This window comes from Streptomyces sp. NPDC047853, from assembly GCF_043204535.1.
In the GTDB taxonomy this organism is placed as follows: Bacteria; Actinomycetota; Actinomycetes; order Streptomycetales; family Streptomycetaceae; genus Streptomyces.
The window spans coordinates 1-26,339 of record NZ_JBIDCI010000017.1 but is presented as its reverse complement, the minus strand read 5'-3'; the positions used below and the strand labels follow the sequence as shown (position 1 = coordinate 26,339).

Genomic DNA, 26,339 nt, shown 5'->3' with positions numbered 1-26,339 from the left:
TCTCTCCGCAGACGCGCACGAGGCGCGGGAGTTCGAAGCGGCCCCGGAAGGACCGGGGCGCGGGGACTGCGTCTGCGGGCAGCGTCCTGAGGCCCTGCGACAGCGCGCCGGGCTGGTCGAGGGGGCCCGCCTCAGGCGACCGGAGGCGGGAGGACGAGTGTGTCGGAATGCATGATCAGCACCTTAGGCCGCGGTTCCCCGGCCGGACAACTCCCTTTCGGGGCCGCCCCCGGCCAGTGGCTCGGGAGAGCCCTTCGCGGGCGTCGACGACTGGGCGATGAAGGCACCCACGAGGACCACGGCACCGCCGACGATCTGCGGGGCGGAGAGGTGCTCGCCGAGCAGGACCCAGGCCAGGACGGTCGCGACGACCGCTTCGAGGCACGCCACCACGCCGGCGACCTGGGGCGAGAGACGGCGGACGGCGACGACGCCGGTGACGTAGGCGAGGACCGTGGCGATGAACACGATCCAGGCCAGCAGCAGCGCGGCGGCGACGGGGGTGCCGTTCATGGGCGCGGTGTCCGCGAGCAGGGACCAGTCCATGCTCCAGGGTCGGGCGACGACGGTGAGCACCGCGGCCCCGACGAGCAGGCCGTAGGCGATGACACCGAGCGGGTCGGGGGCCTCCTCACCGGCGTCGCTGCCCTGGTCGGACAGGACGAAGTAGCCGACCTGGCAGCAGGCGGCGCCGAGCGCGAGGAGCAGTCCGAGGGCGTCGAAGCGCAGGCCCGACCAGACCTCCACCACGCAGGCGAGACCGCCGACCGCGAGGACCACGCCGAGCGCCGCGGCCCGTGTCACCGGCCGGCGCTGCACGAACCGCACCCAGCCGAGCACCAGGGCGGGTGCCAGGTACTCGACGAGCAGCGCGACGCCCACGGGGATACGGGAGATGGCGGCGAAGTAGCAGGCCTGGACACCGGCCACGGCGAGCAGCCCGAATCCGGCGAGCAGCCCGGGACGGCTGCGCAGCAGCGCACGGTGGCGCACGGCGAGCGGCAGCATCACCAGGGCGGCGCCGGCCACCCGCAGCCAGACCACGTGGAGCGGGTCGAGTCCCGCCTCGATCAGCGGCTTGGCCGCGACCCCGGACCCTCCGAAGGCGACCGCGGAGGCGAGGGCGAGACCGAGCCCGGTGCCTCTTCCGCGGCTGCCGTGAGCGCTGTCTGTCGTATGCACCGGCACATGATGACAGGGGACGACATGACCGTCACCCTTGATGACACCTGTCTCACCGACTGGACGTCCAGGACGCCGACGACCCGCGATCAGCACCCCGGGGCTCGAGGGTGAGGGTCAGGGCGTCGGCTCGCGATGCTCCTCCGCGCGGGCCAGTACCGCACGCGGCTCCACGGCGGCGCGGCCCAGCACCTCCACGGCCCGCGTCCGCGGGTCCGCGACGAGGGCGGCGAGCAGGTCGACACCGACGGCCCGGTCGGCTCCGCGGCGGGCGGCGCGGGCGCAGGCGTCCTCCAGGACCGCGGAGGCCAGCGGCGAGAATCCGGCCGCGCCGGTCGCCCGGGGCAGGGTCCCGGAGTCCTCGACGCTGCCCTGCCAGCGCAGGCCGTAGCCGATGCTGCGCTGCACGAGGTAGCCGAGCAGGCGCGCTACCTGCGGCCCCTCGCCGAGGAGGGCGCGTGCCTGCGGGTCGTACTCCAGGAGGGAGTGCAGCAGGTGCGCCGTGTCGATGTGCCGGTCGCCGTCCCGCACCGCTCTGCGGCGGGCGCCGGAGATCACCGATGCCAGTTCCGCGCTGAACCGGGCATCGGCGTCGGCGCCGTCCGGGCCTCGGCCGCCTTGCTCTCCGGCAGACTGCCGGGGGATACGGGATTGCACTCCCTCAGCTCACCAGTCCCGCCCGATCGGGTCATCCCCGAGGGGAAGCATTTCGGCGTCCCACGCAGAGTGGACCCGTGCGGCCGGAATCTCCTCCTTACGGATGAGATCAAGCCGTTTCGCCCCGTCGACCGCGCGTCGACTTGCCGTCTGCCGAGCACCGCCACGACGAGAACACCGGCCGACCCGCCGCCGTGCCGCCGCCGCCGCCGAGGACACCGGTACGCGAAAGGTGCCCCGCGGATCGCTCCGCGAGGCACCTCGGTCCGGGGCCGTGCCGGGTCAGTCCTCGTCGGCGAGGATCAGGTACAGCTTCTTGCGGGCGTCACCGATGACGGCGAGCGCCTTCTCCCGCTGCTCCTTGCTGCCGGTCTTCCAGACCTGGCCGAAAGCCTCCATCAGCCCGAAGCCGGCCTGCCGGACGTCGTTCAGCGCCTCCCAGTCGACGCCCCGCGAGGCCTCCTCCCAGGGAGCTTCGGGGCCTTCCTCGGCCGCGGCGCGGCCCGCCTCGGTGAGGGCGAACAGCTTCTTGCCGCCCTCGCTCTCACTGGCGATCAGACCCTCGTCCTCCAGCAGCTGGAGGGTGGGGTACACCGACCCGGGGCTGGGCTTCCACGCTCCGCCGCTGCGCTCGGCGATCTCCTGGATCATCTCGTAGCCGTGCATCGGACGGTCCTTCAGGAGAGCCAGTATCGAGGCCCGTACGTCGCCGCGCCGCGCCCTCCCCCTGGGCCCGCCGCGACCACGGCCGCCCCAGGGGCCGCCGTGCCCGAAGCCGGGCCCGAAGGGACCGCCGGGACCACCGCCGGGGCCGCCCGGCCCGAAGGGACCGAAGGCCGCACGGCGGCCGTCGAAGCCGTCGAAGCCGCCGCGCCCGAAGGGACCGCCGGGGCCGCCCTCTCCGCGACCGTGTCCACCGTGTCCACGCTCGTATCCGTGGGTACGCATCGTCATCACTCCATTCGATCATTGATCTGTCGTAGATCCATCACGTATCGAACGCGATGCCTCAACGATATATCGGAAACTATCGCGCGGCAAGTACCGGACATCAGCACCGGTCCGCACGGAACCCGGTCCATCGGGTCCATCGGGTCCGTCCGGTCCAGCACTCGCGGATTGGCCTTGGCCGGACGCGTCGCGGAGCGTCTAGCGTCGCGGGCATGCGTATCCGAATCGTCGACGCCTTCACCGACCGGCCCTTCGCCGGCAACCCCGCCGGAGTCCTGCTCCTCGACGCCTTCCCGGACGACGAACGGCTCCAGCAAGTCGCCCTGGAGGTCAACCACGCCGAGACCGCGTTCGCGCACCCCCTGCCGGAGGGCGGGGAGGCCGACTGGGCGCTGCGGTGGTTCACCCCGGTCACCGAGGTCGCCCTGTGCGGCCACGCGACGCTGGCCGCGGCCCACGTGCTGCACAGCACCGGCGCCCACGAGGGACCGGTGCGGTTCGCCACGCGCAGCGGCGTCCTCGTCGCGACGCCCAGGGAGGACGGCTCGACCACCCTCGACTTCCCCACCGCGCCGCTCACCCCCGTGGAGGCGCCGCCGGGCGTCGCCGAGGCCCTGGGCGCCGAGCCCCGCGCGGTCCTGGACACCGGGCCGGACCTCGGTGACCTGCTGGTCGAGGTCGCCGACGAGCAGACCGTGCACGGTCTGGCCCCGGACCACAAGGCGCTGGCCGCCCACTCCGCCCGCGGCATCATCGCCACCGCGCGGGCGGACGATCCGGCACGCGGCTACGACTACGTCTCCCGCTGCTTCTTCCCGAACGTGGGCATCGACGAGGACCCGGTGACCGGCAGCGCGCACACCGCCCTCGCGCCGTTCTGGTCCGAGCGCCTCGGCCGCCCCGACCTCACCGGGCTCCAGGCCTCGGCCCGCTCCGGGCGCGTCCGCACGGAACTGCGCGGTGACCGCACGCTGCTCAGCGGGCGCGCGGTGACGGTGATCGAGGGCGAGCTGCTGGCCTAGCTGTACCGCCCAGCCGGCAGGGAGCGGTGCGGGGGCTCTCCGCGCCCCTCCCTCCCGTTACGCCGTCGGCAGCCAGTCCACCTTCCCGGCCAGCAGCGCGTAGCCCACGAAGGCACCGATGTCGAGCAGTGCGTGTGCCACCACCAGCGGGCCCACCCGTCCCCACCGGCGGTACAGGTAGACGAAGACGACGCCCATCACCATGTTGCCGATGAAGCCGCCGATGCCCTGGTAGAGGTGGTACGAGCCGCGCAGCACCGCACTGGCCGCCAGCGACGCGCCCGGGCTCCAGCCGAGTTGGTCGAGCCGGCGCAGCAGATAGCCGACGACGATGACCTCCTCCAGGACGGAGTTCTGGACGGCCGAGAGGATCAGGACGGGGTACTTCCACCACACGTCCGGCAGCGCCTCGGGCACCACGGTGAGGTTGAAGCCGAGTCCCCGGGCCGCCAGGTAGAAGGCGATACCGGTGCTGCCGATCACCGCCGCGACGGCGGCCCCGCGGGCCAGGTCGGGCCAGGGCCGGGCGCGGTCGAAACCGAGCGTGCGCAGGCTGCGCCCCTCACGGAGCAGGAAGTGCGCGACGAGGGCGACCGGGACCAGCGCCGTGGTGATCCCGAAGAGCTGCCAGGCCAGGTCCAGCCAGGGGCGGCCGGGCGCGGCGGAGGCGTTGAGCGTGGCCGCCTGGTCCTTGAGCCCGCCGGGGCGGGTGACCGAGCCGATGAAGCTGATGAGGGCGGACACCCCGCTGGCACCGAGCGACAGGGCCAGGACCAGCAGGGTCTCGTCACGGAGGCTCCGTCGCGAGAGCCCCTCGCCCGCGACCGGCCCCCCGGGAACTGGTTTCTGAGGGAACGAATCGTCCACCGGGCCCGCCTCCGCCATGCACACCTGCCTCCAGCTGGGACGTCACAGCTTGCCCGATCAGTATGCGGCGGCGTGCGGCGGGGGCGGGGGCGAGGGTGCCGTGGCGTCACGGCACCCTCCCGCGCGGACTCAGCCCAGGGGCGCCGGTTCCGGCAGTCCCACCGGCCAGAGGTGCACGGGGTCGCCCTCGCGCATGAGTTCGCAGTAGCGGCGGGTCGTGGCGGCCAGCGCGGCGTCCCTGGACAGCCCCGCCTCCAGCCCCCGGTGGAACGTGGCCGCCTGCCACGACGCGCCGTTGACCCGGCGGCGGCACCGCTCCTCGATCACGCCGAGGTACAGGTCCCGGTCGGCGGGCTCCACGCCCCACGCGTCCAGCCCCGCCTCGGCGAGCGGCAGCAGTTCCTCCCGTACGAGGACCGCGGCGTCGACCTCCGTGGTGCCGCCCAGCCTCCCGCGCCGGGGCCACTCGAAGCGGGCGTCGATGCCATGGCGGCAGGCGGCCTCGAAGTTGGCGGCGGCGGCCTCGAACGGGAGCCGGGTCCAGATCGGCCGGGGTTCGTCGGCGAGCGCGCGCACCACTCCGTAGTAGAAGGCCGCGTTGGCGATGACGTCGGTGACGGTGGGGCCCGCGGGCAGGACCCGGTTCTCCACACGCAGGTGGGGGACGCCGTCGGCGATGTCGTAGACGGGGCGGTTCCAGCGGTAGACGGTGCCGTTGTGCAGGACCAGCTCCGAGAGCGAGGGCACGCCGCCCGCGTCCAGGACCTCCAGCGGGTCCTCGTCGTCGCAGATCGGCAGCAGGGCCGGGTAGTAGCGCCGGTTCTCCTCGAACAGGTCGTACGCGGAGGTGACCCACCTCTCCCCGAACCAGGTGCGGGGCCGCACGCCCTGGGCCTGGAGCTCGGGCGGGCGGGTGTCGGTGGACTGCTGGAACAGCGGTGGCCGCGACTCGCGCCACAGCTCGCGCCCGAACAGGAAGGGCGCGTTGGCACCGACGGCGATCTGCGCGGCGGTGACCGCCTGGGCCGCGTTCCACACGTCCGCGAAGCGGTCCGGGGTGACCTGGAGGTGCAGCTGCACGGAGGTGCAGGCGGCCTCCGGCGCGATGGACTTGCTCGTACAGGTCAGGCGTTCCACGCCCTCGATGTCGAGGGTGAAGTCCTCGCCGCGGGCGGCGACGATCTGCTCGTTGAGCAGGGCGTAGCGGTCGACGGCGGACAGGTTCGAGGAAACCAGGTCGTCCCGGTCCAGGGTCGGCAGGATTCCGATCATCGCGATCGCCGCGTCGACCTCGCCTGCCTTGCGGTCCGCATAGGACAGCGAGGTGCGGATCTCCTCCGCGAGGCGGTCGAACACCCGGCCGCCCAGTCGGTGCGGGGCGATGTTGACTTCGAGGTTGAACATGGCGAGTTCGGTCTGGAAGTCACGACTCGCGATACGTTCGAGGACTTGCGCATTCAACATTTTCGGCATGCCGTCGGCGCCCACGAGATTCAATTCGATCTCCAGCCCCATCAGGTTCTTGGGACGGTCGAACCGCTTCTCCGCCAGGAGTCGCTCCAGTCCCGTCAGGCACCGCTGGAGCTTCTCGCGGTAGCGCTGGCGATCGGACAGGTCGAACTGACCTGCCACGACCTTCTCCCCCATGGAAGCGTCCCTTCTCGGAGCGGTGAGTCGAAGACCCGGCCTCCGGCGGCCGGGTCAGGGGGGATGATGCCCCGCCGAAGCGATCGATAACGTCCCCGCACGGGCCTGGTACCCGCTACGCTGTGCCGATGTGACCGGTGGCACATTCACGAGGCATGGCACGCCGAGCAGTTTCCAGGTCCGCGAACTCGTCCGCGAACTCGTGAAAAAAGCCGATGACAATTGGCCGACCGCTCGGTGAGCATTTCCCGAGGTCAGCGTCGCACACCCGGCACGAAATCCGGAGGATTCCCGCATATCGACGACCGAATGCAGCCTTGTTCGTGTTGCCGGAATCGGCTAGCCGAAACACAGTCTGAACACATGTCGTATAAACTCCGCGAACGAGGCGGAAGACCGGCGCCAACGGTCGATGGATCCTGCCGTCGAGTCTGACGCTCGGCAGGCCTCACCCACTTCTCGGTTTCCGGACGCCGGCCCCTGCCTCCCAGCCCTCGTGAGCCGACAGCGTCGTCGTCCGCCCTGCTCCGCCCTCGCGCCACCGTGCCTTCGAATGAGAGGCGACCCATCATGCCCCTGCATGTCTTCCCGGCCCCCGCGCCCGCCCTGCGCTCCGTTCTCACCGCCCTCTCCTCCCCCACCGCGGTGCGCGAGGCCCGAACTCCCTCCCTGCTCGGCGCCCAGGGACCCGTCACTCCCGAACTTCCGTTGCCGGTCCACGTCCTGGACCACATCACGGCGGAGGGCGTGGCGGTCACGCGGCTGACCGGATGGCGGTTCCTCATCCGCTGCGGCGACCGCGCGGTGGCGGCGGCCGAGACCATGCTGACCCCGGACGGCTGGGCGTTCTCGCACTTCTTCGAGGGCCCCTACGTCGCCTCGACCGAGCTCGCGCTGCGCCAGGCCGAGTCGGTGCCCCAGTCCCACCAGCCGCGCCTGCTGTCGGTCCCCGGGCTGTACATGCTCACGCTCTGGCTGCACGGCGACCGCACCGCCGACGCCGCCGCCGGCCACCCCGCGGCCACCGACCTGCTGGTTCCGCTGGCGCCGGCGCCGCCCGGCATCGCGGCCCACCGCCCGCACCGGGTCGACGAGCTGCTGCCGGTCCTCACGCACCGGGTGACGCCGACCCGGCTGCTGCGCTCCCCCGCCTGACCCACCCCTCACCACCGGTACCCACCCACCCGTACCCACCCGCGCGGACTAGCCCCATCCGGCCATGCCGAACCATCCGAAGTGACAGTGCAGTTGGGATGAACCGTCCGCGCGGGTGACGCGTCATGAACCTGTGAGAAGCGGTGCAGCGAAATCCCTGCGGATCGAGGCCCGTAGGGCAACACTGGGTTCGGACCGACTTGGACAACGGGGGGCGGCCATGAACGACGCTTCACGCCGCGGGACAGACAAGACAGCGCACTCACCCGACACCACAGACCGAGAGACCCCACTCATGTGTCAGCACCAGCCACCGTGCCCTTCAGCCGACTCCGCCGACCGGGAATCCGCCCGCCTCGCGGCGCACCACCCGGAGCAGGGTTGGAGCCTGCTGTGCAACGGCGTCGTCCTGTTCGAGGACACCGGTGAGCTCCTGCCGGACGGCCAGGTCATCGCCCCGCACCGCCCTGTCGGCGCGGGCCTGATGACCGCCGCCTGAGCAACAGCCGGGCGGTGTGGCACCGCTCCGCCCGGCGCACTTCCCGGGGCCGGCCCGCGGACCTGTCTGCGCACCGGCCCCCACGCGTGCCCGGGGCCGGTCACACCGCGTGGCGCCCTGTGCGGTCGCGGTGAACTCAGCCCTCCGGGTAGGGGCCCGGCGGCATTCCCGGCGCCGAAACACGCTCTCGTGGCGGTCCGGTCGAGCAGCGGCGTGAGTCGTCACCGGTGGCCGCGACGACACAGCCCGGCACGTCGCGCCGGGCCGGCCTGACCGGGCCCGACCCCGGCCGCCCCCGCACCCGACGCCCCCAAGGGCGGCCTATCGTGACCGGCATGCAGTCCTACACGATCGGCCAGGCAGCGCGGCTGCTCGGCGTCAGCCCCGACACCGCCCGACGCTGGGCCGACGCGGGCCGGATCACCACCCACCGCGACGAGGCCGGCCGGCGCCTCGTCGACGGACGGGACCTGGCCGCGTTCTCGGTCGGTCTCGCCCGCTCGGGCGACACCGGCGACGAGACCTCGTACACCTCGGTCCGCAACGCCTTTCCCGGCATCGTCACCGCGATCAAGCTCGGGGACGTGGCCGCCCAGGTCGAGATCCAGGCCGGCCCGCACCGGCTGGTCTCCCTGCTGACCCGGGAGGCGGTGGAGGAACTCGGCCTGGAGGTCGGCATGGAGGCCACGGCCCGCGTGAAGTCGACGAACGTCCATATCGACAGAACCTGACGCACCGCACCGCACCGCACCGCACCGGTCACGTCGTATCAACGCACATGCGAGCTTCAACCGCTCCCTGCCTCGCTCATGCGATACGACAAGAGACTTCCGCCTCGCAGATGCGGAAGTATGATCGGCGCAACGAGGAGCCCGACGCGGCCGGCGCCCGGCCCCGTCCCGTCGTACTCCTTGCCTCAGCAGACCGAGGGAGTGGCCCCGTGAAGACCCGTTCCGTGCGCAGGAACCGCCGTGTCCGCCGGACCCTGCGGATGAGCGGTGCGGGGACTGCCGTGCTGCTGGCCCTGAGCGCCTGCTCGTCGTCCTCCGGCTCGGACCCGGCCTCGGACTCGGCCGGGTCCGCCTCGTCGTCCGCCGCGCCGGTCTCGGGCCGGGTCACCGTCTTCGCCGCCGCCTCGCTGGAGGAGAGCTTCACCGCGCTCGGCGACACGTTCGAGAAGCGGCACCCCGGCACCGCGGTCACGTTCAACTTCGCCGGCAGCGACACCCTCGCCGCCAGCATCACCAGCGGTGCCCCGGCGGACGTGTTCGCCTCGGCCAGCCCGAGGACGATGGCCACCGTCACCGACGCCGGCGCCACGGCCGCGACCCCGGCCCCCTCCACCTTCGTACGCAACGAGCTGGAGATCGCGACCCTGCCCGGGAACCCCGACCGGATCGCCTCCCTGAAGGACCTCGGCGCCTCCGGGCTCAAGGTCGTGCTGTGCGACGAGACCGTGCCGTGCGGTGCCGCGGCGCGAAAGGCCCTGGAGGCGGGCGGTCTCGACCTCACGCCGGTCTCCTACGAGCAGGACGTCAAGTCCGCGCTGACCAAGATCGAGCTGAAGGAGGCCGACGCCGCCCTCGTCTACAAGACCGATGTGAGGGCGGCCGGTGACAAGGTGACCGGGGTGCCCTTCCCCGAAGCGGCCCAGGCCGTCAACGACTACCCGATCGCCCTCCTCGAGGACGCTCCCAACGCCGCCGCGGCGAAGGCCTTCATCGAGCTGGTGAAGTCCGCCGAGGGGCAGCGGGTGCTGACCGGGGCCGGGTTCCGCACGCCGTGACGAAGCACGCGCCCCCGTCCGCCCCGGCCGAGCCCTTCGGGAGCGGCGGCACGGCGTCCGACACCGTCGAGGGCGGCCCCGGACGCCCCCGCCGGCGCGGACGGACCCGCACGGTACCGGTGCCCCTGCTGCTGCCCGCCCTCGTCGGCCTGGCGTTCCTGCTGCTGCCCCTGATCGCCCTGCTCGTGCGGGCACCGTGGCGCAGCCTGCCCGACCAGCTGACCAGCCCCGAGGTGTGGCAGGCGCTGCGCCTGTCGCTGCTGTGCGCCACGTCGGCGACCGCGCTGAGCCTGGTCGTCGGCGTGCCGCTGGCCTGGGTGCTGGCGCGTACCGACTTCCCGGGGCGCGGCCTCGTCCGGGCGCTGGTGACGCTCCCCCTCGTGCTGCCCCCGGTGGTGGGCGGCGTGGCGCTCCTGCTGGCGTTCGGGCGCAACGGCGTCATCGGGCAGTGGCTGGACGCGTGGTTCGGGATCACCCTGCCGTTCACGACGACGGGCGTCGTCCTCGCGGAGACCTTCGTGGCCCTGCCGTTCCTGGTCATCAGCGTCGAGGGGACCCTGCGCGCCGCCGACCCCCGCTACGAGGAGGCCGCCGCGACGCTGGGCGCCTCCCGGTTCACCGCGTTCCGCCGGATCACGCTGCCGTTGATCGCGCCGGGCATCGCGGCGGGCGCCGTCCTGGCGTGGGCGCGGGCGCTGGGCGAGTTCGGGGCGACGATCACGTTCGCCGGCAACTTCCCGGGCCGGACCCAGACCATGCCGCTGGCGGTCTACCTCGCGCTGCAGAACGACCCGGCGGCGGCCATCGCCCTCAGCCTCGTGCTGCTGGCCGTCTCCATCGCCGTACTCGCGGGCCTGCGGGACCGCTGGATGAGGACAGCATGACCGACACCGAGGAACGGGCCGCCATGGAACCCCCCGGCGGGCAGGCGCCCCGCGGCGGCCTCGATGCCCGGCTCGTCGTGGACCGCGGCACGTTCCGCCTGGACGTCCAGCTGACCGCCGCACCCGGGGACGTCGTCGCCCTGCTCGGTCCCAACGGCGCCGGGAAGAGCACCGCCCTGCGCGCCCTCGCCGGCCTGGAACCGCTCACGGGCGGCCGACTGCACCTCGACGGCGCCCCGCTCGACGGCACGCCACCCGAGTCCCGCCCGGTCGGCGTGGTCTTCCAGGACTACCTGCTCTTCCCCCATCTCACCGCCCTCGACAACGTCGCCTTCGGGCCGCGCTGCCGGGGCGCGAGCAAGGCGGAGGCGCGGGCGCGGGCCACCGTGTGGCTGGAGCGCATGGGCCTCGCCGACCAGGCGGGCGCCAGACCGCGCCGTCTCTCCGGGGGCCAGGCCCAGCGCGTCGCGCTCGCCCGCGCCCTGGCCACCAACCCCCGCTTGCTGCTGCTGGACGAGCCCCTCGCGGCGCTGGACGCCCGGACCCGGCTGGAGGTGCGGGCCCAGCTCCGCCGTCACCTGGCCGAGTTCGAGGCCGTCGCCGTGCTGGTCACGCACGACCCGCTGGACGCCATGGTGCTGGCCGACCGCCTGGTCGTCGTCGAGGACGGCAAGGTCGTCCAGGAAGGCGGCCCCGCGGACATCGCCCGCCGCCCGCGGACGGACTACATCGCTCGCCTCGTCGGCCTCAACCTCTACCGCGGAACCGCCGACGGCCACACCGTGCGGTTCGACGCCGGCCCCGCCGTCACCACCACCGAGGACCTCTCCGGTCCCGTCTTCGTGGCGTTCCCGCCCGGCGCCGTGACCCTGTACGCGGAGCGCCCCACCGGCTCCAGCGCCCGCAATCTGTGGCCTTGCGAGGTCGCCGGCCTGGAGACGCACGGCGACCGGATCCGCGTGGACCTCACCGGGGAGCTGGCGCTCACCGCGGACGTCACCACGGTCGCCGCGGCCGAGCTGGGCCTCCACCCGGGGGCACCGGTGTGGGCGACGGTCAAGGCGACGCAGACGCACGCATACCCGGCATAGGGGCCTCGCCGGGCTACGTTGGCCCGCATGAGCCTGAGCATCCGCAACCAACTCACCGGCACCGTCACGGCCGTCACGCCGGGCGAGGCCATGGCGACGGTCCGGGTCCGCCTCTCCGGCGGTCAGGACCTCACCGCGGCGATCACCCGCGACGCCGCCGACGACCTCTCCCTCGCCGCCGGGTCCGCCGTCCGCGCCCTGGTGAAGTCGACGGAGGTCGCCCTGGCTACCGGCCGTGTCGACGGCCTGTCCATCCGCAACCGGCTGCCCGGGACGGTCACCGCCCTCACCGCCGGCCAGGCGATGGCCTCGGTACGGGTGGCCGTCGAGGGCGCCGAACTGACCGCCGCGATCACCAGGGAGGCCGCCGACGACCTGTCGCTGTCCGTCGGCGCTCCCGTCGTCGCGCTGGTCAAGTCGACCGAGGTGTCGCTGGCGACGTCCTGACACGCGGGAGGCCCCGCCCAGACCCCCACGCGGGCTGGACGGGGCCTCCCGGCACGGCTCAGTCCTCGTAGGCGTCCAGCGGCGGGCAGGAGCAGACCAGGTTCCGGTCGCCGAAGGCCTGGTCGATGCGGCGCACCGGCGGCCAGTACTTGTCGGCGGCGGACACCCCGGCCGGGAAGACGGCCTCCTCGCGCGTGTACGCGTGGTCCCAGTCGCCGCCCAGCGCACCGGCGGTGTGCGGCGCACCCCGCAGCGGGTTGTCGTCCGCGGCCCAGGCGCCGGAGCCGACCTTCTCGATCTCCGCGCGGATGGCGATCATGGCCTCGCAGAACCGGTCCAGCTCGGCGAGGTCCTCGGACTCGGTCGGCTCGATCATGAGCGTCCCGGCCACCGGGAAGGACATCGTCGGCGCGTGGAAGCCGTAGTCGATCAGCCGCTTGGCCACGTCGTCGACGCTGACACCGGTCGCCTTGGTCAGCGGGCGCAGGTCGATGATGCACTCGTGCGCGACGAGCCCGCCGGGACCGGTGTACAGCACCGGGAAGTGCGGCTCCAGGCGCTTGGCGATGTAGTTGGCGGACAGCACGGCCACCTGCGTGGCGCGCTTGAGCCCCTCGCCGCCCATCAGCCGGACGTACGACCACGAGATCGGCAGGATGCCGGCCGAGCCCCACGGCGCCGCCGAGATGGGGCCGACGCCCGTCTGCGGACCGGCCGCCGGCTGGAGCGGGTGGTTGGGCAGGTACGGCGCCAGGTGCGACCGTACGGCCACGGGGCCGACGCCGGGACCGCCGCCGCCGTGCGGGATGCAGAAGGTCTTGTGCAGGTTCAGGTGCGAGACGTCGCCGCCGAAGTGGCCCGGCTTGGCGACGCCGACCAGGGCGTTGAGGTTGGCGCCGTCCACGTAGACCTGACCGCCGGCCTCGTGCACCTGGGCGCAGATGTCGGCCACGTGCTCCTCGAACACGCCGTGCGTCGAGGGGTACGTGATCATGAGCACGGCCAGCTGGTCGCGGTGCTGCTCGATCTTGGCCCGCAGGTCCTCGACGTCGATCTCGCCGTCCTCGGCGGTCTTCACGACGACGACCTTCATGCCGGCCATGACCGCGCTGGCGGCGTTGGTGCCGTGCGCGGAGGACGGGATGAGGCAGACGGTGCGCTGGTCGTCGCCGTTGGCCCGGTGGTAGCCGCGCACGGCGAGCAGGCCGGCGAACTCGCCCTGCGACCCGGCGTTGGGCTGGAGCGAGACCTTGTCGTAGCCGGTGACCTCGGCGAGCCGCTCCTCCAGCTCGCGGATGAGGGTGAGGTAGCCCTGCGCCTGCTCGGCGGGCGCGAAGGGGTGCAGCGCACCGAACTCGGACCAGGTGACCGGTTCCATCTCGGTGGTCGCGTTGAGCTTCATGGTGCACGAGCCCAGCGGGATCATGCCGCGGTCCAGGGCGTAGTCCCGGTCGGCGAGGCGGCGCAGGTAGCGCAGCATCGCCGTCTCGGAGCGGTGCTGGTGGAAGACGGGGTGGGTCAGGAAGTCGTCCGTGCGCAGCAGCGCGTCGGGCAGCGCCTCCTCGGTCGCCGCGTCCAGCGACTCGATGTCGCCCTCGACGCCGAAGGCGTTCCACACGCCGCCGACCTGGGCGCGTGTGGTGGTCTCGTCGCAGGCGAACGACACGTGGTCGGCGTCGACGAGACGCAGGTTGATGCCGTTCTCGCGGGCGGCGTGGACGACCGCGGTGGCGCGGCCGGGCACCCGCGCGGTCACCGTGTCGAAGTAGGCGCCGTGCACGATCTCGACGCCGCCCGCCGCGAGGCCCGCCGCGATGAGCGTGGCGTACCGGTGGGTGCGCCGGGCGATGGCCCGCAGCCCCTCGGGCCCGTGGTAGACGGCGTACATGCCGGCCATGACGGCGAGCAGCACCTGCGCGGTGCAGATGTTGCTGGTGGCCTTCTCCCGGCGGATGTGCTGCTCGCGGGTCTGCAGGGCGAGGCGGTAGGCCCTGTTGCCGTCGGCGTCCACCGAGACGCCGACCAGGCGGCCGGGCAGGCTGCGCGCGAACTTCTCTTGCACCGCCATGTAGCCGGCGTGCGGACCGCCGAAGCCCATCGGCACGCCGAAGCGCTGGGTGGTGCCGACGGCGATGTCCGCGCCCAGCTCACCGGGCGACGTCAGCAGGGTGAGCGCGAGCAGGTCGGCGGCGACGGTGACGAGCGCACCGAGTTCGTGCGCCCGGTCGATGACCGGCTTGATGTCGCGGACGGCACCGGAGGCGCCCGGGTACTGGATCAGGACGCCGTTGATCTCCCGCTCGGCGACCTCGGCCGGGATGCCCTCGCTCAGGTCGGCGACGACGACCTCGACACCGGTCGGTTCGGCGCGGGTCCGGATCACGGCGATGGTCTGCGGCAGCGCGTCGGCGTCGACGAGGAAGAGGCCCTTCTTGTTCCTGCCCATGCGCCGGGACAGCGCCATCGCCTCGGCGGCGGCGGTGCCCTCGTCCAGCAGTGAGGCGCCGGAGGTGGGCAGGCCGGTCAGCTCGGCGACCGTCGTCTGGAAGTTGAGCAGCGCCTCCAGGCGGCCCTGGCTGATCTCCGGCTGGTACGGGGTGTACGCCGTGTACCAGGCCGGGTTCTCCATGACGTTGCGCAGGATGACCGGCGGGGTGAAGGTGCCGTAGTAACCGAGGCCGATCATGGAGTCGAGGACCTGGTTGCGGTCGGCGAGCGAACGCAGTTCGGCCAGCACCTCGGCCTCGGAGCGCGCGCCCGGCAGGTCCAGCGCGTCGGCGTTCTTGATCACATCCGGCACCGCGGCGGCCGTCAGCTCGTCGAGCGAGCCGTAGCCGACCTGCGCGAGCATCTTGGCCCGGGCCTCGTCGTCGGGGCCGATGTGGCGCTGCTCGAACGGCGCGGCCTGTTCGAGCTCGGAGAGCGAAATGCGAGGGGCGGTCATTGCGGAGGCCTCCTGGTCTGACGACCTTCGAGGGGCACCACGGCGCGGGTACCCGAACGGCCTCCCCCTCTGTCATCTCGACCTGAGAGCTTCACCGGGGCGGCCCGAGGGCTCCACCCGGCTTTCACCGTCGGTGAGAGCGGAAGCCGTCGACACCCGCTCTGCTTTCCAGAGTGACCTCGTCCATGCGGTACGTGAGCCTGAGAGATTCCGGGGAGGATTTGCTCCTTCGGCGCCTCCGGAGGTGTCCGGAGGACTCTCCCGCACGGGGTCAGCAGCCATTCGCCAGCGTACCAGCGCGCTCGCCGCACGGACCTTCGAGTGGCCGTCCCGCCCTTTGTGCCCTTTTGTAGTACTTACGGATGATTCGGCGGCTGGTGTGCGATCCCAGTGCGACCAAGTGGAGGGCCCCGTGCGTACTGACATCGACCCGCGGAACCTGATCGGCCGCAAGGCCTTCGACCGCGACGGCGCCCGGATCGGCACCGTCGACGAGGTCTACCTCGACGACGCGACCGGCGTCCCGGAGTGGGCGGCCATACGCACCGGCCTGTTCAGCAGGGACGCCTTCGTGCCCCTGGAGCCGAGCGAACTGGTCGAGGGCGCCCTGCGGGTGCCCTTCGAACGGACGCTGATCAAGGAGGCCCCCGACTTCGGTGTCGGCCGTCACCTCTCGCCGGAACAGGAACTGCAGCTCTACCACCACTACGGTCTGGACGTGGCCGCACCCGCGCCCGCCCCGCCCGCCGACCGCGACTTCGGCAAGCTGGCCGGTCAGGGCAAGGAAGAGAGCTGACCGTCCCGCCCCCGGGCCCCGCCGCTAACCGGGAGCCGGACGCTCGCGGTCCGACGAACCGCCGCCCGCCCCGGTCCCCGGAGCCGAATCGGCGGGCGCGGCCTCCGCGTCCCCCCGTCTTCGCGGCCCGGCAGACCCGGCAGACCCGGCAGGCCCATCAGGCCCGGCCGGGACCAGCGGCAGCGGATCCGCCGGGGTCAGATCCGGGTCGTCCACCGGGAAGGTCCGTACCCGCCCGGTCCCCGAGTACGGCGTCTCGAACCGCACGGTGACCCGCCCCAGCCCGCTGCCCTGCACCCACCCGTGCCCGTACTCCGCGTGCCGCACGTCGTGCCCCGAGGGCCACCGGCGCTCGGCGGGCGCCGGTGCGTGCTGCTCCTCGGCGGGTTCGGGCTCCTCGGCGAGTTCCCCGGACCGGTCCCCGGCCGCCTGCGCGAACAGGTCCTCCTGTGTGTAGTCGGCCAGCCCGCTGACGCCCACCCCCAGCAGCCGTACACCGCCCGTGGTGTCCACCGAGTCCAGCAGCCGGGCCGCCGCCTCGCGCACGACCGCCGGATCGTCCGTGGGCCCGCGCAGGGTCTCGGAGCGCGTCAGCGTGGAGAAGTCGTACCTGCGCACCTTGAGCACGATCGTCCGTCCGGACAGCCCGGACCCGCGAAGCCGCCGCACACACCGCTCCGCCAGCCGTCCCACCTCCACCCCGACCCGCACCCGGTCATGGATGTCCACGTCGTAGGTGTCCTCGACCGACACCGACTTCGTCTCCCGCTCCGACACGACGGGCCGGTCGTCGCGGGCCAGGGCCATGGCGTACAGCGCGTGCCCGTGCGCCTTGCCCAGCAGCCGCACCAGCTCGTCCTCGCCCGCCTCCGCCAGCTCGCCGACCGTGGTGATCCCGGCGCGCCGCAGGTGGTCGCCGGTGGCCGGCCCCACCCCGGGCAGCGTCCGCACGGACATCGGCTCCAGCATGGCCCGCTCCGTGCCCGGCCGGATCAGGACCAGTCCGTCGGGCTTGGCCTCCTCCGAGGCGATCTTGGCGAGCATCTTGGATGCCGCCAGTCCCACCGATCCGGTCAGGCCGGTGAAGGTGCGGATGTCCGTGCGCAGCCGGGCACCGGCCAGCCGCGCCGACGCCGCGTCCCAGGCCGCCCCGCCGGCCTCCAGGTCCACGAACGCCTCGTCAAGACTCAGCGGCTCCACGAGGGGCGACAGGGCTCGCAGTAGCCGCATCACCTGCTCGCTGATGGTCCGGTAGAGCTCGAAACGCGGCACGAGATACGCGGCGTGGGGGGCCAGCCGACGGGCCTGGCCCATGGGCATCGCCGAGTGCACCCCGAAGACCCGCGCCTCGTACGAGCAGGTGGCCACCACCCCGCGCGGCCCGAGGCCGCCCACGATCACGGCCTTCCCGCGCAGGCTCGGCTTGGACGCCTGCTCCACCGAGGCGAAGAAGGCGTCCATGTCGAGGTGCAGGATGGTGGGCGCGGTTCTCACATCTCCGATGCTGCCCTACGCCACTGACATTGCCCTGCGGCGGTGGCGCCGGTCAGACCGCCCGGTTGCGCCGCCGCGCCAGCTCGTCCGCCGGATTGTGCCCGACCAGGGTCTCCCCCGTGTCCACGCGCTCCCCGTGCAGCTGCGACAGCGCGCTCTCGACGTCCCGCCACACCACGCCCACGGCGATCCCGAAGATGCCCTGGCCGCCCTGGAGCAGGGCGTGCACCTCGTCGGGCGACGTGCACTCGTGGACCGTGGCGCCGTCGCTCATCAGCGTCATCCGCTCCAGGTCCTGGAAGCCGCGCTCCCTGAGGTGCTGGACCGCGGTGCGGATGTTCTGCAGGGACACCCCGGTGTCGAGGAAGCGCTTGACGATCTTCAGCACGACGACATCGCGGAAGCTGTACAAACGCTGCGTCCCGGAACCGTGCGCGGGCCGCACACTGGGCTCCACGAGACCCGTGCGGGCCCAGTAGTCGAGCTGCCGGTAGGTGATTCCGGCGGCCGCGCAGGCCGTCGGCCCGCGATAGCCGATCTGCTCGGACGCCATGGACGTCGCCCCTCCGCTGCTCGGCACGGCGGCCGGCCGCTGCGGAGCCGGGTCGACCGCGCCACCCTGCTGGGGATACCTCCCGCTCGCTCGGAGCCGAGAGCCCTGGGGAGGGTACGGTCCACTCTCCCCGAGGCTGTGCCCGGGGCCACCCCCAGCCGTACCGTCGCCGCTGATTCTCACGCCGACCTCCGTCCTTGACCTGCCTCCTCGAAGGTAGGCAGTCACCAAGGGTGCGTCAACGATCGCCACACTCGGCACGCCGAGTGATAATCACCCTAAGAGTGGTTTAGCGTGCCCCGACACGGGGAAAGGCTAGCCGAATGTGCCGGAAAGGGTCCGCGTGACACCGCGCACCACCTCCGCCTCGCACGGCTCACTGGTTGCTGGTCCCGAAGTCCTCCGGGGAGATCTGGTCGAGGAACTCGCGGAACTTCTCGACCTCGTCCTCCTGCTCGTCCGGGATGGCGATGCCCGCGTCGTCGAGCACCGCGTCACTGCCGTAGATCGGCGTTCCGGTGCGCAGCGCAAGCGCTATGGCGTCGGACGGCCTGGCACTCACCTCGACACCGCTGGCGAAGACCAGTTCCGCGTAGAAGACCCCGTCCCGCAGGTCGGTGATACGCACTTCCGTGAGCTCCTGGCCGACCGCTTCCAGCACGTCCTTGAACAGGTCGTGGGTCAGCGGCCGCGCGGGGGACATCCCCTGCTGGGCGAAGGCGATCGCCGTCGCCTCCCCCGGCCCGATCCAGATGGGAAGGTAGCGGTCGCCTCCCACCTCGCGCAGCAGCACGATCGGTTGGTTGGAGGGCATCTCGACCCGGACACCTACGACATCGAGCTCGTTCACACAGCAACCCTAGGCCGTGCCCGGGACCTTTGGGTAGTCGGGCCGGGATCGAGCGGGTGATCCGGCTCTCGGAGCACGTCCGTTTCAGGGCAGCCGCACGCCCAGGGCGCTCTGCACCAGCGCCGCGTGCAGCCTCACCGCCAGCCCCGCCAGCTCCTTGGTACGGGCTTCCGCATGTGCCCTGGTCTGGGGGTTGCGGTGGCGTCTGAGCGGCGCGACCACCTGGTCGACGAGGCCCGCCTCCCGGTCGGCGGCGGCCTTCATGACCCGCAGGTGACGCGGCTCGATCCCGAACCGTCCCAGTTCGACCACCAGCGAGGCGACGGTGGCCGCCTCGGCGTCGTAGGCCCCGTCGGCCAGTGGAGCGACGAGCCCGTAGGACTCCCACTCCTTCAGTTCCTGGTCGCCGATACCGGCCGCGACGAGCAGCTCGTCCCGCCCGATCCTGGCGGCCGTGGGTCCCTCGGCCTGCTCCGGTACGGCCTCCGGGTCCCGCTGCCTGCCCAGTGAGGGCAGGGGCACGGCCTCGCCGCGCTCCATGGCGTCCAGATGCTCGCGGATCACCTTCAGCGGCAGGTAGTGGTCGCGCTGCATGCGCAGCACCTGGCCCAGGCGCTCGACGTCGTGGGCGCTGAACTTGCGGTACCCGGCCGGCGTCCGGCGCGGCTCGACGAGCCCTTCCGACTCCAGGAACCGGATCTTGGAGATGGTGATGTCGGGGAACTCGTCACGCAGCGCGTTCAGCACCGTGCCGATGCTCATCAGCCCACTGTCCGCGGCGGCGGCGCCGTGCCCGGCACCGCCGCTCGGTGTATGAAGCATGGACCTTCCCTGGAGGTTCCCCGGGCCGGGGCCCGGGGGCGGGTCAGTAACCCCGCTGGCTCGCGTAGAAGACCAGCCGGTACTTGCCGATCTGCACCTCGTCGCCGTTCGACAGGGCGACCTGGTCGATGCGCTCGCGATTGACGTACGTACCGTTCAGGCTGCCGACGTCGGCCACCGTGAACGATCCGTCCGGACTGCGGCGGAACTCGACGTGCCGGCGGGAGACCGTCACGTCGTCCAGGAAGATGTCGCTCTGCGGATGACGTCCGGCGGTGGTCAGCTCGCCGTCCAGCAGGAAGCGGCTGCCCGAGTTCGGCCCACGGCGTACCACCAGGAGCGCGGAGCCCAGGGGCAGCGCGTCGACGGCGGCCTGCGCCTCGGGAGAGAGCGCCGGGACCGCGGTCTGGCCGGTGACCTCGGCGTCGTACGCCTCCAAGCCGGAGATGGAGATCGTGGAGGTCGTCTCGGACGCACGCTCCGGGACCGCCCCGGCACGCAGCGGCGCACCGCAGTTGGAGCAGAAGCGGCTGTTCTCCGCGTTGCGGTTACCGCACCTCGTGCACACCAGGGCCGACATGGAAGGATCCTCCTGCCGCGGCTGCCCCGCCGGGGCGTTCGACGCGTACGGGCCGGGAGGAAACCCTCCACCCGTACCTGAGGTTGACGGTTGCCCGAAACCTATGCCGCCGGACTGTGCAGGGTCAACAGACGCCGCGCCCTGACCACCCGAAATGTCCCCGCCCGGACCCACCTGGTCCCGGAACATCGGGCGTCGGCCCTCCGCGTCGGGCTGTGCGCGATGGCGCGCGGTCGCGTTGGCGCTGCCCTCTCGCGCGCTCTTGCCGAACAACTTCGCAAACAACTTCACGGGCGATTCCCCTTGACCGAAACAGACCCGCCCGTGGGGCAGGACGAACCCTGACTGAACCTACTGACCGACCCGGACACCTTCACAACGTCCGTCTGCACCAGACAGTTTCCACCACGCACCACCCAATCGGTGCGCCGACCCCCCGCAACCTCATGCCCTGGCCGGACGTCCCCCATGCACCACCGGTTCACTGGGAGGACGACCGAGCGTAGTCAGGCCGCTTCGCTGCTCGCAAGGCGTCCACGACGATCTTGTCCGACCGCTCGACGGTGACGGTGGCCTGTTCCTTCTCCAGAGTCTGCACCACTCCTCCAGGAATGTTGAGAGCCGGTTCGAGGTCCTGCGGCTTGCCGATGACCTGGAAACGATAGGGCGCGTTGATCTTGTTCCCGTCGACGGTCACGGACTTGTCGGCGTCCGTGAGGTACGTTCCGGCGACGACCCGCACACCGTTCACCTGGATCGCCTCCGCGCCCGCCGCACGCAACTCCTGCACCGCGTCGAGCAGCATGTCCGCCTCGACCGTCCCCTTCGTGTCCTCGATCGTCACCGTGATGCCGGGCCCCTGCGCGGCCACGGTGCCCGCGAGGACGCCGAGTTGCCGCTCCTTCTCGAGCGTCTGCTTCCGGGCCTCCTCGGCCTGGTCGGAGCTGTTCTCCAGCTCGTCGCGCTGCTGCTCGAGGCCCTGCTTCTCGTCTTCAAGACGCTGAGTACGGTCGTCCAGTTCATCGAGGATGCGGACCAGATCCTCCTGTCGCGCTCCTCTCAGCGCGCTGTCGCCGTCGCTGTTCGACGCCACCTGCACGGCCAGGCCGAAGCCCAGCCCGAACAGCAGCAGCGCGACGATGAGTTGGGCCCGGGTGAGGCGCGGCGGCCACAGTCCCTTCACCAGCCGCTGCCTGCCGGTCAGCCCCGCCCTAGGCTCCTGCTGCCGCTCCGCCCGCTGCCCGTCCGACGCGTCACCGGCCGGGGTCTCCTCGGCCTTCCGCGCCGGCGGTACCTCGTCGGGCAGCTCTCTGCGCAGCCGGTTCGTGTTCTGCTCGTCCTGGTCGCTCATCGGCCTCACGCCCGGAAGACGTGGCGGCGGATGGCCGCGGCGTTGGAGAAGATGCGGATACCGAGGACGACGACGACACCGGTGGACAGCTGGGCCCCCACGCCCAGCTTGTCGCCGAGGAACACGATCAGCGCGGCCACCACCACGTTCGACAGGAACGACACCACGAAGACCTTGTCGTCGAAGATGCCGTCGAGCATGGCCCGCAGACCACCGAAGACGGCGTCCAGCGCCGCCACGACGGCGATCGGCAGGTAGGGCTCGACGGCCGCCGGCACCTCCGGCCGGACCAACAGGCCGGCCACGACTCCCACGACGAGGCCCAGTACGGCGATCACGATGTGCCCTTCTCGGTTATCGGTTGTGCTGTACGTACGATCACGCTCGGCGCGCCGGGCAGCTTGAGGTCGTCCGCGGCGGAGATGGCCGTCCGGATGCCGTAGTTCTCCTGCAGGGCGTGCAGGTAGAGCCCGTCGGCGCTGTCCTGGAACCGGGTGGCGAGCCGCTCCCCGTCCCCCACGGCGAGCACCGTGTACGGCGGCACCAGCGGCCTGTTGTCGACCAGTATCGCGTCACCGGCGGCCCTGATCGCCGACAGCGCGGTCAGGCGCTGCCCGTTGATGGAGACGGCCTCGGCTCCCGACTCCCAGAGCCCGTTGACGACGCGCTGCATGTCCCGGTCGCGGACCCGGCCCGTGTCGGAGAACCCGGAGGTGCCGCGCGGCTGACCGTCGCCGCCCGTGGCCGCCTCCTTGGCGTCGTCCACGACGAGTTCCACCCCGGGGCCGTGCACCTCCACCGCGCCCGACAGGATGCCCATCAGGTCGGACCGTCCGCTGTCGCCGTTCTTCTCGAGCGCCTCGTGCTGCCGCGCGCTGACGTTGTCACGCAGGGTGTCGACGCTCTCCTCGAGTTCGTCGGCCGCCGAGGTCTCCCCCTCTATGCGGTCGATGAGTTCTTCGCGTTCCTTGGCGACTGCGGGGGCGGCCACGCGCGCCTGGGCCGCGCCGACCGTCACCACCAGGGCCGCCAGCACCAGCCCGGCGGCCAGTCCGAGCTTGGCCCGGAGGGTCCTCGGCATTCCGCCGCTGCCGTCGGCCTTCTTCCGCGCGGCGGCTTCGGCGTACCCGTCGTCGAGGCTGTGGTCCATGACGTTGGTGATCAGCGACATGGACGCGTCCGGGCGTGCGGGCCGCGTGGGTGTGCTCCGAACGGGGGGTTGCTGCGGCATGCCGCACATCGTCGCACGCCACGCCCACTACCTCCGAATGGCCCCACCGGCGTGCCGGACAGGCCCCCTTGGGGACACTTGTCCGGCACGCACGCGTGCGGCCCGTATTACCGGCCCGCGCTGTCCACCACCGCGGCCCACTCGTCGAGCAGCGCCTGCGCGGAGGCGTCGTCGGGGCCTTCGGCCCACAGGTGGGTGACCGCCTCGGCCGGGTCGGGCAGCACCATGACCCAGCGCCCGTCGGTCTCCACCACGCGCACGCCGTCGGTGGTGTCCACGAAGCGGTCTCCGGCCGCCTCGACGACCCGCCGCATGACGAGGCCCTTGACGGCCCAGGGGGTCGCGAGATCGCGCTTGAGGACGTGCGCCCGCGGGATCCGCGCGTCGATCTGGCTCAGCGTGAGCTGGGTCCGGGCGACCAGACCGATGAGCCGCACGAAGGCCGCCGTACCGTCGTAGACGCTGCTGAACTCCGGGACGATGAAGCCGCCCTTGCCGTCACCACCGAAGATCGCGCCTTCCTCACCGCCGACCCGCGTCAGGTCGTCGGGCGAGGTGGTCGTCCACTCGACCTGCGTCCCGTGGTAGGCCGCCACCTGCTCGGCGATCCTCGTGGTGGTCACCGGCAGCGCGACCCGCCCGCTGCGCCGTTCGGCGGCGATCAGGTCGAGCATCACCAGCAGCGCACGGTCGTCCTCGATGATGCGGCCCTTCTCGTCGACGAGCGACAGCCGCTCACCGACCGGGTCGAACCGCACGCCGAACGCCGCGCGCGAGGAGGCCACGATCTCCCCGAGGCGCACCAGCCCCGACCGCCGCATGTCGGCCGACTCGGTCGGCCGGGACTCGTCGAGACCGGGGTTGATGGTCAGCGAGTCGACGCCCAGCTTCCCCAGCAGGCTCGGCAGGACCAGTCCGGAGCTGCCGTTGGAGGCGTCGACGACCACCTTGAGACCGGACTCCGCGATCCCGGTGATGTCGACGTTGCGCAGCAGCGACCCGGTGTACGAGTCGAAGACGCTGGACGGGAAGTGCAGGTCCCCGATCTCACCGGGGAAGGCGCGCCGGTACTCCTGCCGCGCGAAGACCCGGTCGAGCTTGCGCTGGCTTCCCTGCGACAGGTCGGCGCCCTGCCCGTCGAAGAACATGATGTCGACGGAGTCCGGCACCCCCGGGGTGGTCCGGATCATGATCCCGCCGGCACTGCCTCGCGCGGTCTGCTGTCGTGCCACGGGCAGCGGTACGTTCTCCAGGTCCCGTACGTCGATGGCGCTGGCCTGCAGGGCGGAGATCACCGCCCGCTTCAGCGCACGGGCACCACGGGAGTGGTCGCGGGCCGTGGTGACGGTGGAGCCCTTCTTCAGCGTGGTCGCGTAGGCGCCGGCCAGCCGTACGGCCAGCTCCGGCGTGATCTCCACGTTCAGGATGCCGGACACCCCGCGGGCGCCGAAGAGGTGCGCCTGGCCGCGGGACTCCCAGATGACGGACGTGTTGACGAAGGCGCCGGCCTCGATGGTCTTGAAGGGGTAGACCCGCACGTTGCCCTGGATGATCGATTCCTCGCCGACCAGGCACTCGTCGCCGATGACCGCGCCGTCCTCGATCCGCGCGGCACGCATGATGTCGGTGTTCTTGCCGACGACGCAGCCCCGCAGGTTGCTGTGCGGACCGACGTACACGTTGTCGTGGACGACTGCCTTGTGCATGAAGGCGCCGCTCTTGACGACGACGTTGGAGCCGACGACCGTGTGCTCGCGGATCTCGGCGCCGGCTTCGACCTTGGCGTAGTCACCGATGTACAGGGGGCCCCGGAGCACGGCGTCGGGGTGCACCTCGGCACCTTCGGCGACCCAGACGCCGGGGGAGATCTCGAAGCCGTCGATGTCGACGTCGACCTTGCGCTCCAGCACGTCGGCCTGGGCCTTCACGTAGCTCTCGTGGGTGCCGACGTCCTCCCAGTAGCCCTCGGCGATGTAGCCGTAGACGGGCTTGCCTTCCTTCATCAGCTGGGGGAAGACGTCACCGGACCAGTCCACGGGCACATCGGGGTCCACGTAGTCGAAGACCTCGGGCTCCATGACGTAGATGCCCGTGTTCACGGTGTCCGAGAAGACCTGGCCCCAGGTCGGCTTCTCCAGGAAGCGCTCGACCTTGCCCTCTTCATCGACGATGGTGATACCGAATTCAAGGGGGTTCGGCACGCGTGTGAGACACACGGTGACGAGCGCGCCCTTCTCCTTGTGGAAATTGATCAGGTCGGTGAGGTCGAAGTCGGTCAGGGCATCACCGGAAATGACGAGGAAGGCATCGTCCTTCAACGCCTCCTCGGCGTTCTTGACGCTTCCGGCGGTACCGAGTGGCTTCTCCTCATTGGCATAGGTGAGCTCCATCCCGAGCTCCTCGCCGTCACCGAAGTAGTTCTTGACCAGCGAGGCCAGGAACTGGACGGTGACGACGGTCTCGTTCAGCCCATGCCTTTTGAGCAGCCGCAGAACATGCTCCATGATCGGCCGGTTGGCCACCGGCAGGAGCGGCTTGGGCATGCTCGAGGTCATGGGACGAAGGCGCGTGCCTTCGCCTCCAGCCATCACGACGGCCTTCATGTCGGAAGCGTCCTCCTCTAAGACGACGGATTGACCGACTTCTCCCGTCCAGAGTCCCGCACTTTGGCAGAGCGGGCCATCCGGCCGTCGGGGCCGCACATTCAGCGAACGAGTCAGTCGGCCATGGTGCCCGCGCGAACCAAGCGGCGGACCTGCACCACATAGAGAACACCTGCCCACCAGTACAGGGTTGTACCCCATCCGGCGAACGCCCATCCGAAAACAGCGGCGAGTGACGCGATCCATCCGCTTGCGTCACTGAGCAGCAGCAACGGGAAGGCGTACATGAGGTTGAAGGTGGCGGCCTTCCCCAGGAAGTTCACCTGCGGCGGCGGATAGCCGTGACGCCGGAGGATCCCCACCATGACGAGCAGCACGGCCTCGCGCGCGAGCAGGACGAGGGTCAGCCAGAGCGGAAGGACCTCCCGCCAGGTGAGGCCGACCAGGGTGGAGAGGATGTACAGCCGGTCGGCCGCGGGGTCCAGGAGCCGGCCGAGGCTGCTGATCTGGTTCCAGCGCCGCGCGAGCTTTCCGTCCAGGTAGTCGCTGATCCCACTGAGGGCCAGCACCAGGAGGGCCCAGCCGTCGCTCTTGGGGCCCCCGAACTCGGGCCTGAGGATGAGCCACAGGAAGAGGGGCACGCCGGCGAGGCGGGCCATGCTCAGGATGTTCGGGATGGTGAGGACCCGGTCGGTCTGCACGCGGGTCTCCTGGACCTCCACGCGGGGGCCTCCTGGGGTGAAACGAGCCAATGATGCTCCCTGACCCTACCTCAACGCAAAAAAGCTCTGGCTCTCGGGCTGCATGCCCAAGAGCCAGAGCTCTAAGAGGAGTTCGGCGGCGTCCTACTCTCCCACAGGGTCCCCCCTGCAGTACCATCGGCGCTGAAAGGCTTAGCTTCCGGGTTCGGAATGTAACCGGGCGTTT

25 protein-coding genes, 1 rRNA gene and 1 riboswitch are annotated in these 26,339 nt (G+C 71.6%); of the genes, 9 read left to right on the top strand and 17 right to left on the bottom strand.

All coding sequences use genetic code 11. The features are described from left to right. Positions 1 to 183: 183 nt before the first annotated feature. The 3 genes from ACGF5T_RS27440 to ACGF5T_RS27430 form a co-directional block, all read right to left on the bottom strand. On the bottom strand, positions 184 to 1,188 hold the full coding sequence (locus tag ACGF5T_RS27440; protein ID WP_356606276.1) for an EamA family transporter: 1,005 nt from the start codon (positions 1,186 to 1,188) through the stop codon (positions 184 to 186). A 111-nt stretch (positions 1,189 to 1,299) separates the two neighbouring features. Continuing rightward, a complete protein-coding gene (locus ACGF5T_RS27435) occupies positions 1,300 to 1,839 on the bottom strand; it encodes a Clp protease N-terminal domain-containing protein (RefSeq protein ID WP_361010042.1) in 540 nt (179 codons plus the stop codon). A gap of 282 nt (positions 1,840 to 2,121) precedes the next feature. Further along, the gene (locus ACGF5T_RS27430) at positions 2,122 to 2,787 is read right to left on the bottom strand and encodes a PadR family transcriptional regulator (protein WP_361010039.1); all 666 of its coding nucleotides are present in this window, start codon (positions 2,785 to 2,787) and stop codon (positions 2,122 to 2,124) included. A 215-nt stretch (positions 2,788 to 3,002) separates the two neighbouring features. On the opposite strand from ACGF5T_RS27430, the gene ACGF5T_RS27425 reads away from it, so the two are divergent. Further along, complete coding sequence (locus ACGF5T_RS27425) at positions 3,003 to 3,812, top strand: PhzF family phenazine biosynthesis protein (protein WP_356606270.1); 810 nt, start codon at positions 3,003 to 3,005, stop codon at positions 3,810 to 3,812. Positions 3,813 to 3,869: 57 nt separating this feature from the next. Here the strand turns inward: ACGF5T_RS27425 and ACGF5T_RS27420 are convergent, their stop codons facing one another. Together ACGF5T_RS27420 and ACGF5T_RS27415 are read right to left on the bottom strand one after the other, a co-directional pair. After that, the gene (locus ACGF5T_RS27420; protein WP_366767567.1) at positions 3,870 to 4,697 is read right to left on the bottom strand and encodes a type II CAAX endopeptidase family protein; all 828 of its coding nucleotides are present in this window, start codon (positions 4,695 to 4,697) and stop codon (positions 3,870 to 3,872) included. Positions 4,698 to 4,808: 111 nt separating this feature from the next. Further along, positions 4,809 to 6,326: a glutamate--cysteine ligase gene (locus ACGF5T_RS27415; RefSeq protein ID WP_356606266.1), complete on the bottom strand. Its 1,518-nt coding sequence runs from the start codon at positions 6,324 to 6,326 to the stop codon at positions 4,809 to 4,811. Positions 6,327 to 6,896: 570 nt separating this feature from the next. On the opposite strand from ACGF5T_RS27415, the gene ACGF5T_RS27410 reads away from it, so the two are divergent. The 7 genes from ACGF5T_RS27410 to ACGF5T_RS27380 all read left to right on the top strand — a co-directional run bounded on the left by ACGF5T_RS27410 (position 6,897) and on the right by ACGF5T_RS27380 (position 12,188). After that, positions 6,897 to 7,481, top strand: a complete 585-nt coding sequence (locus ACGF5T_RS27410) for a hypothetical protein (protein ID WP_361010034.1) — start codon at positions 6,897 to 6,899, stop codon at positions 7,479 to 7,481. A gap of 295 nt (positions 7,482 to 7,776) precedes the next feature. After that, positions 7,777 to 7,980, top strand: coding sequence for a DUF5999 family protein (locus ACGF5T_RS27405; protein WP_053127824.1), 204 nt, complete (start codon positions 7,777 to 7,779; stop codon positions 7,978 to 7,980). Positions 7,981 to 8,315: 335 nt separating this feature from the next. After that, a complete protein-coding gene (locus tag ACGF5T_RS27400; protein ID WP_356606262.1) occupies positions 8,316 to 8,711 on the top strand; it encodes a helix-turn-helix transcriptional regulator in 396 nt (131 codons plus the stop codon). Between the two features lie 260 nt (positions 8,712 to 8,971). Further along, entirely contained in the window at positions 8,972 to 9,766 is a 795-nt protein-coding gene (gene modA, locus ACGF5T_RS27395; protein ID WP_361010722.1) for a molybdate ABC transporter substrate-binding protein, read from the top strand. Beyond that, a complete protein-coding gene (locus tag ACGF5T_RS27390; RefSeq protein WP_356606260.1) occupies positions 9,763 to 10,650 on the top strand; it encodes an ABC transporter permease in 888 nt (295 codons plus the stop codon). Before modA ends, ACGF5T_RS27390 begins: the two co-directional genes overlap by 4 nt. After that, positions 10,647 to 11,741: an ABC transporter ATP-binding protein gene (locus ACGF5T_RS27385; RefSeq protein WP_361010030.1), complete on the top strand. Its 1,095-nt coding sequence runs from the start codon at positions 10,647 to 10,649 to the stop codon at positions 11,739 to 11,741. Before ACGF5T_RS27390 ends, ACGF5T_RS27385 begins: the two co-directional genes overlap by 4 nt. A 27-nt stretch (positions 11,742 to 11,768) precedes the next feature. Further along, positions 11,769 to 12,188 (top strand): TOBE domain-containing protein, encoded by a 420-nt coding sequence (locus ACGF5T_RS27380; RefSeq protein ID WP_361010027.1) that lies wholly within the window; start codon positions 11,769 to 11,771, stop codon positions 12,186 to 12,188. Positions 12,189 to 12,246: 58 nt separating this feature from the next. Here ACGF5T_RS27380 and gcvP read toward each other — a convergent pair whose 3' ends face one another. Next, on the bottom strand, positions 12,247 to 15,132 hold the full coding sequence (gene gcvP / locus ACGF5T_RS27375; RefSeq protein ID WP_366767566.1) for an aminomethyl-transferring glycine dehydrogenase: 2,886 nt from the start codon (positions 15,130 to 15,132) through the stop codon (positions 12,247 to 12,249). 178 nt (positions 15,133 to 15,310) lie between these two features. Continuing rightward, a riboswitch (glycine riboswitch) is annotated at positions 15,311 to 15,406 on the bottom strand. A 138-nt stretch (positions 15,407 to 15,544) separates the two neighbouring features. Between gcvP and ACGF5T_RS27370 the strand changes: the two genes are divergently transcribed. Further along, positions 15,545 to 15,928, top strand: a complete 384-nt coding sequence (locus ACGF5T_RS27370; protein ID WP_366767565.1) for a PRC-barrel domain-containing protein — start codon at positions 15,545 to 15,547, stop codon at positions 15,926 to 15,928. Between the two features lie 24 nt (positions 15,929 to 15,952). Here ACGF5T_RS27370 and ACGF5T_RS27365 read toward each other — a convergent pair whose 3' ends face one another. The 11 genes from ACGF5T_RS27365 to rrf all read right to left on the bottom strand — a co-directional run. After that, the gene (locus ACGF5T_RS27365; RefSeq protein WP_356606250.1) at positions 15,953 to 17,422 is read right to left on the bottom strand and encodes a DNA polymerase IV; all 1,470 of its coding nucleotides are present in this window, start codon (positions 17,420 to 17,422) and stop codon (positions 15,953 to 15,955) included. A 52-nt stretch (positions 17,423 to 17,474) separates the two neighbouring features. Next, on the bottom strand, positions 17,475 to 18,158 hold the full coding sequence (locus tag ACGF5T_RS27360) for a MerR family transcriptional regulator (protein ID WP_356606248.1): 684 nt from the start codon (positions 18,156 to 18,158) through the stop codon (positions 17,475 to 17,477). 193 nt (positions 18,159 to 18,351) lie between these two features. Beyond that, positions 18,352 to 18,825: a bifunctional nuclease family protein gene (locus ACGF5T_RS27355; RefSeq protein ID WP_356606246.1), complete on the bottom strand. Its 474-nt coding sequence runs from the start codon at positions 18,823 to 18,825 to the stop codon at positions 18,352 to 18,354. 84 nt (positions 18,826 to 18,909) lie between these two features. After that, positions 18,910 to 19,647, bottom strand: coding sequence for a MerR family transcriptional regulator (locus ACGF5T_RS27350; RefSeq protein WP_366767564.1), 738 nt, complete (start codon positions 19,645 to 19,647; stop codon positions 18,910 to 18,912). Positions 19,648 to 19,690: 43 nt separating this feature from the next. Beyond that, on the bottom strand, positions 19,691 to 20,227 hold the full coding sequence (locus ACGF5T_RS27345; RefSeq protein WP_053127846.1) for an FHA domain-containing protein: 537 nt from the start codon (positions 20,225 to 20,227) through the stop codon (positions 19,691 to 19,693). A gap of 481 nt (positions 20,228 to 20,708) precedes the next feature. After that, positions 20,709 to 21,578 (bottom strand): DUF881 domain-containing protein, encoded by an 870-nt coding sequence (locus ACGF5T_RS27340; protein WP_356606240.1) that lies wholly within the window; start codon positions 21,576 to 21,578, stop codon positions 20,709 to 20,711. A 5-nt stretch (positions 21,579 to 21,583) separates the two neighbouring features. Beyond that, positions 21,584 to 21,916, bottom strand: coding sequence for a small basic family protein (locus ACGF5T_RS27335; RefSeq protein ID WP_003977440.1), 333 nt, complete (start codon positions 21,914 to 21,916; stop codon positions 21,584 to 21,586). Beyond that, positions 21,913 to 22,749, bottom strand: a complete 837-nt coding sequence (locus ACGF5T_RS27330) for a DUF881 domain-containing protein (RefSeq protein WP_366767620.1) — start codon at positions 22,747 to 22,749, stop codon at positions 21,913 to 21,915. Before ACGF5T_RS27330 ends, ACGF5T_RS27335 begins: the two co-directional genes overlap by 4 nt. Before the next feature lie 167 nt (positions 22,750 to 22,916). After that, positions 22,917 to 25,412, bottom strand: coding sequence for a mannose-1-phosphate guanyltransferase (locus tag ACGF5T_RS27325; RefSeq protein ID WP_356606238.1), 2,496 nt, complete (start codon positions 25,410 to 25,412; stop codon positions 22,917 to 22,919). Positions 25,413 to 25,525: 113 nt separating this feature from the next. Continuing rightward, a complete protein-coding gene (locus ACGF5T_RS27320; RefSeq protein ID WP_356606236.1) occupies positions 25,526 to 26,134 on the bottom strand; it encodes a CDP-alcohol phosphatidyltransferase family protein in 609 nt (202 codons plus the stop codon). A 110-nt stretch (positions 26,135 to 26,244) separates the two neighbouring features. Continuing rightward, positions 26,245 to 26,339, bottom strand: a 5S ribosomal RNA gene (gene rrf / locus ACGF5T_RS27315); the annotation flags it as partial.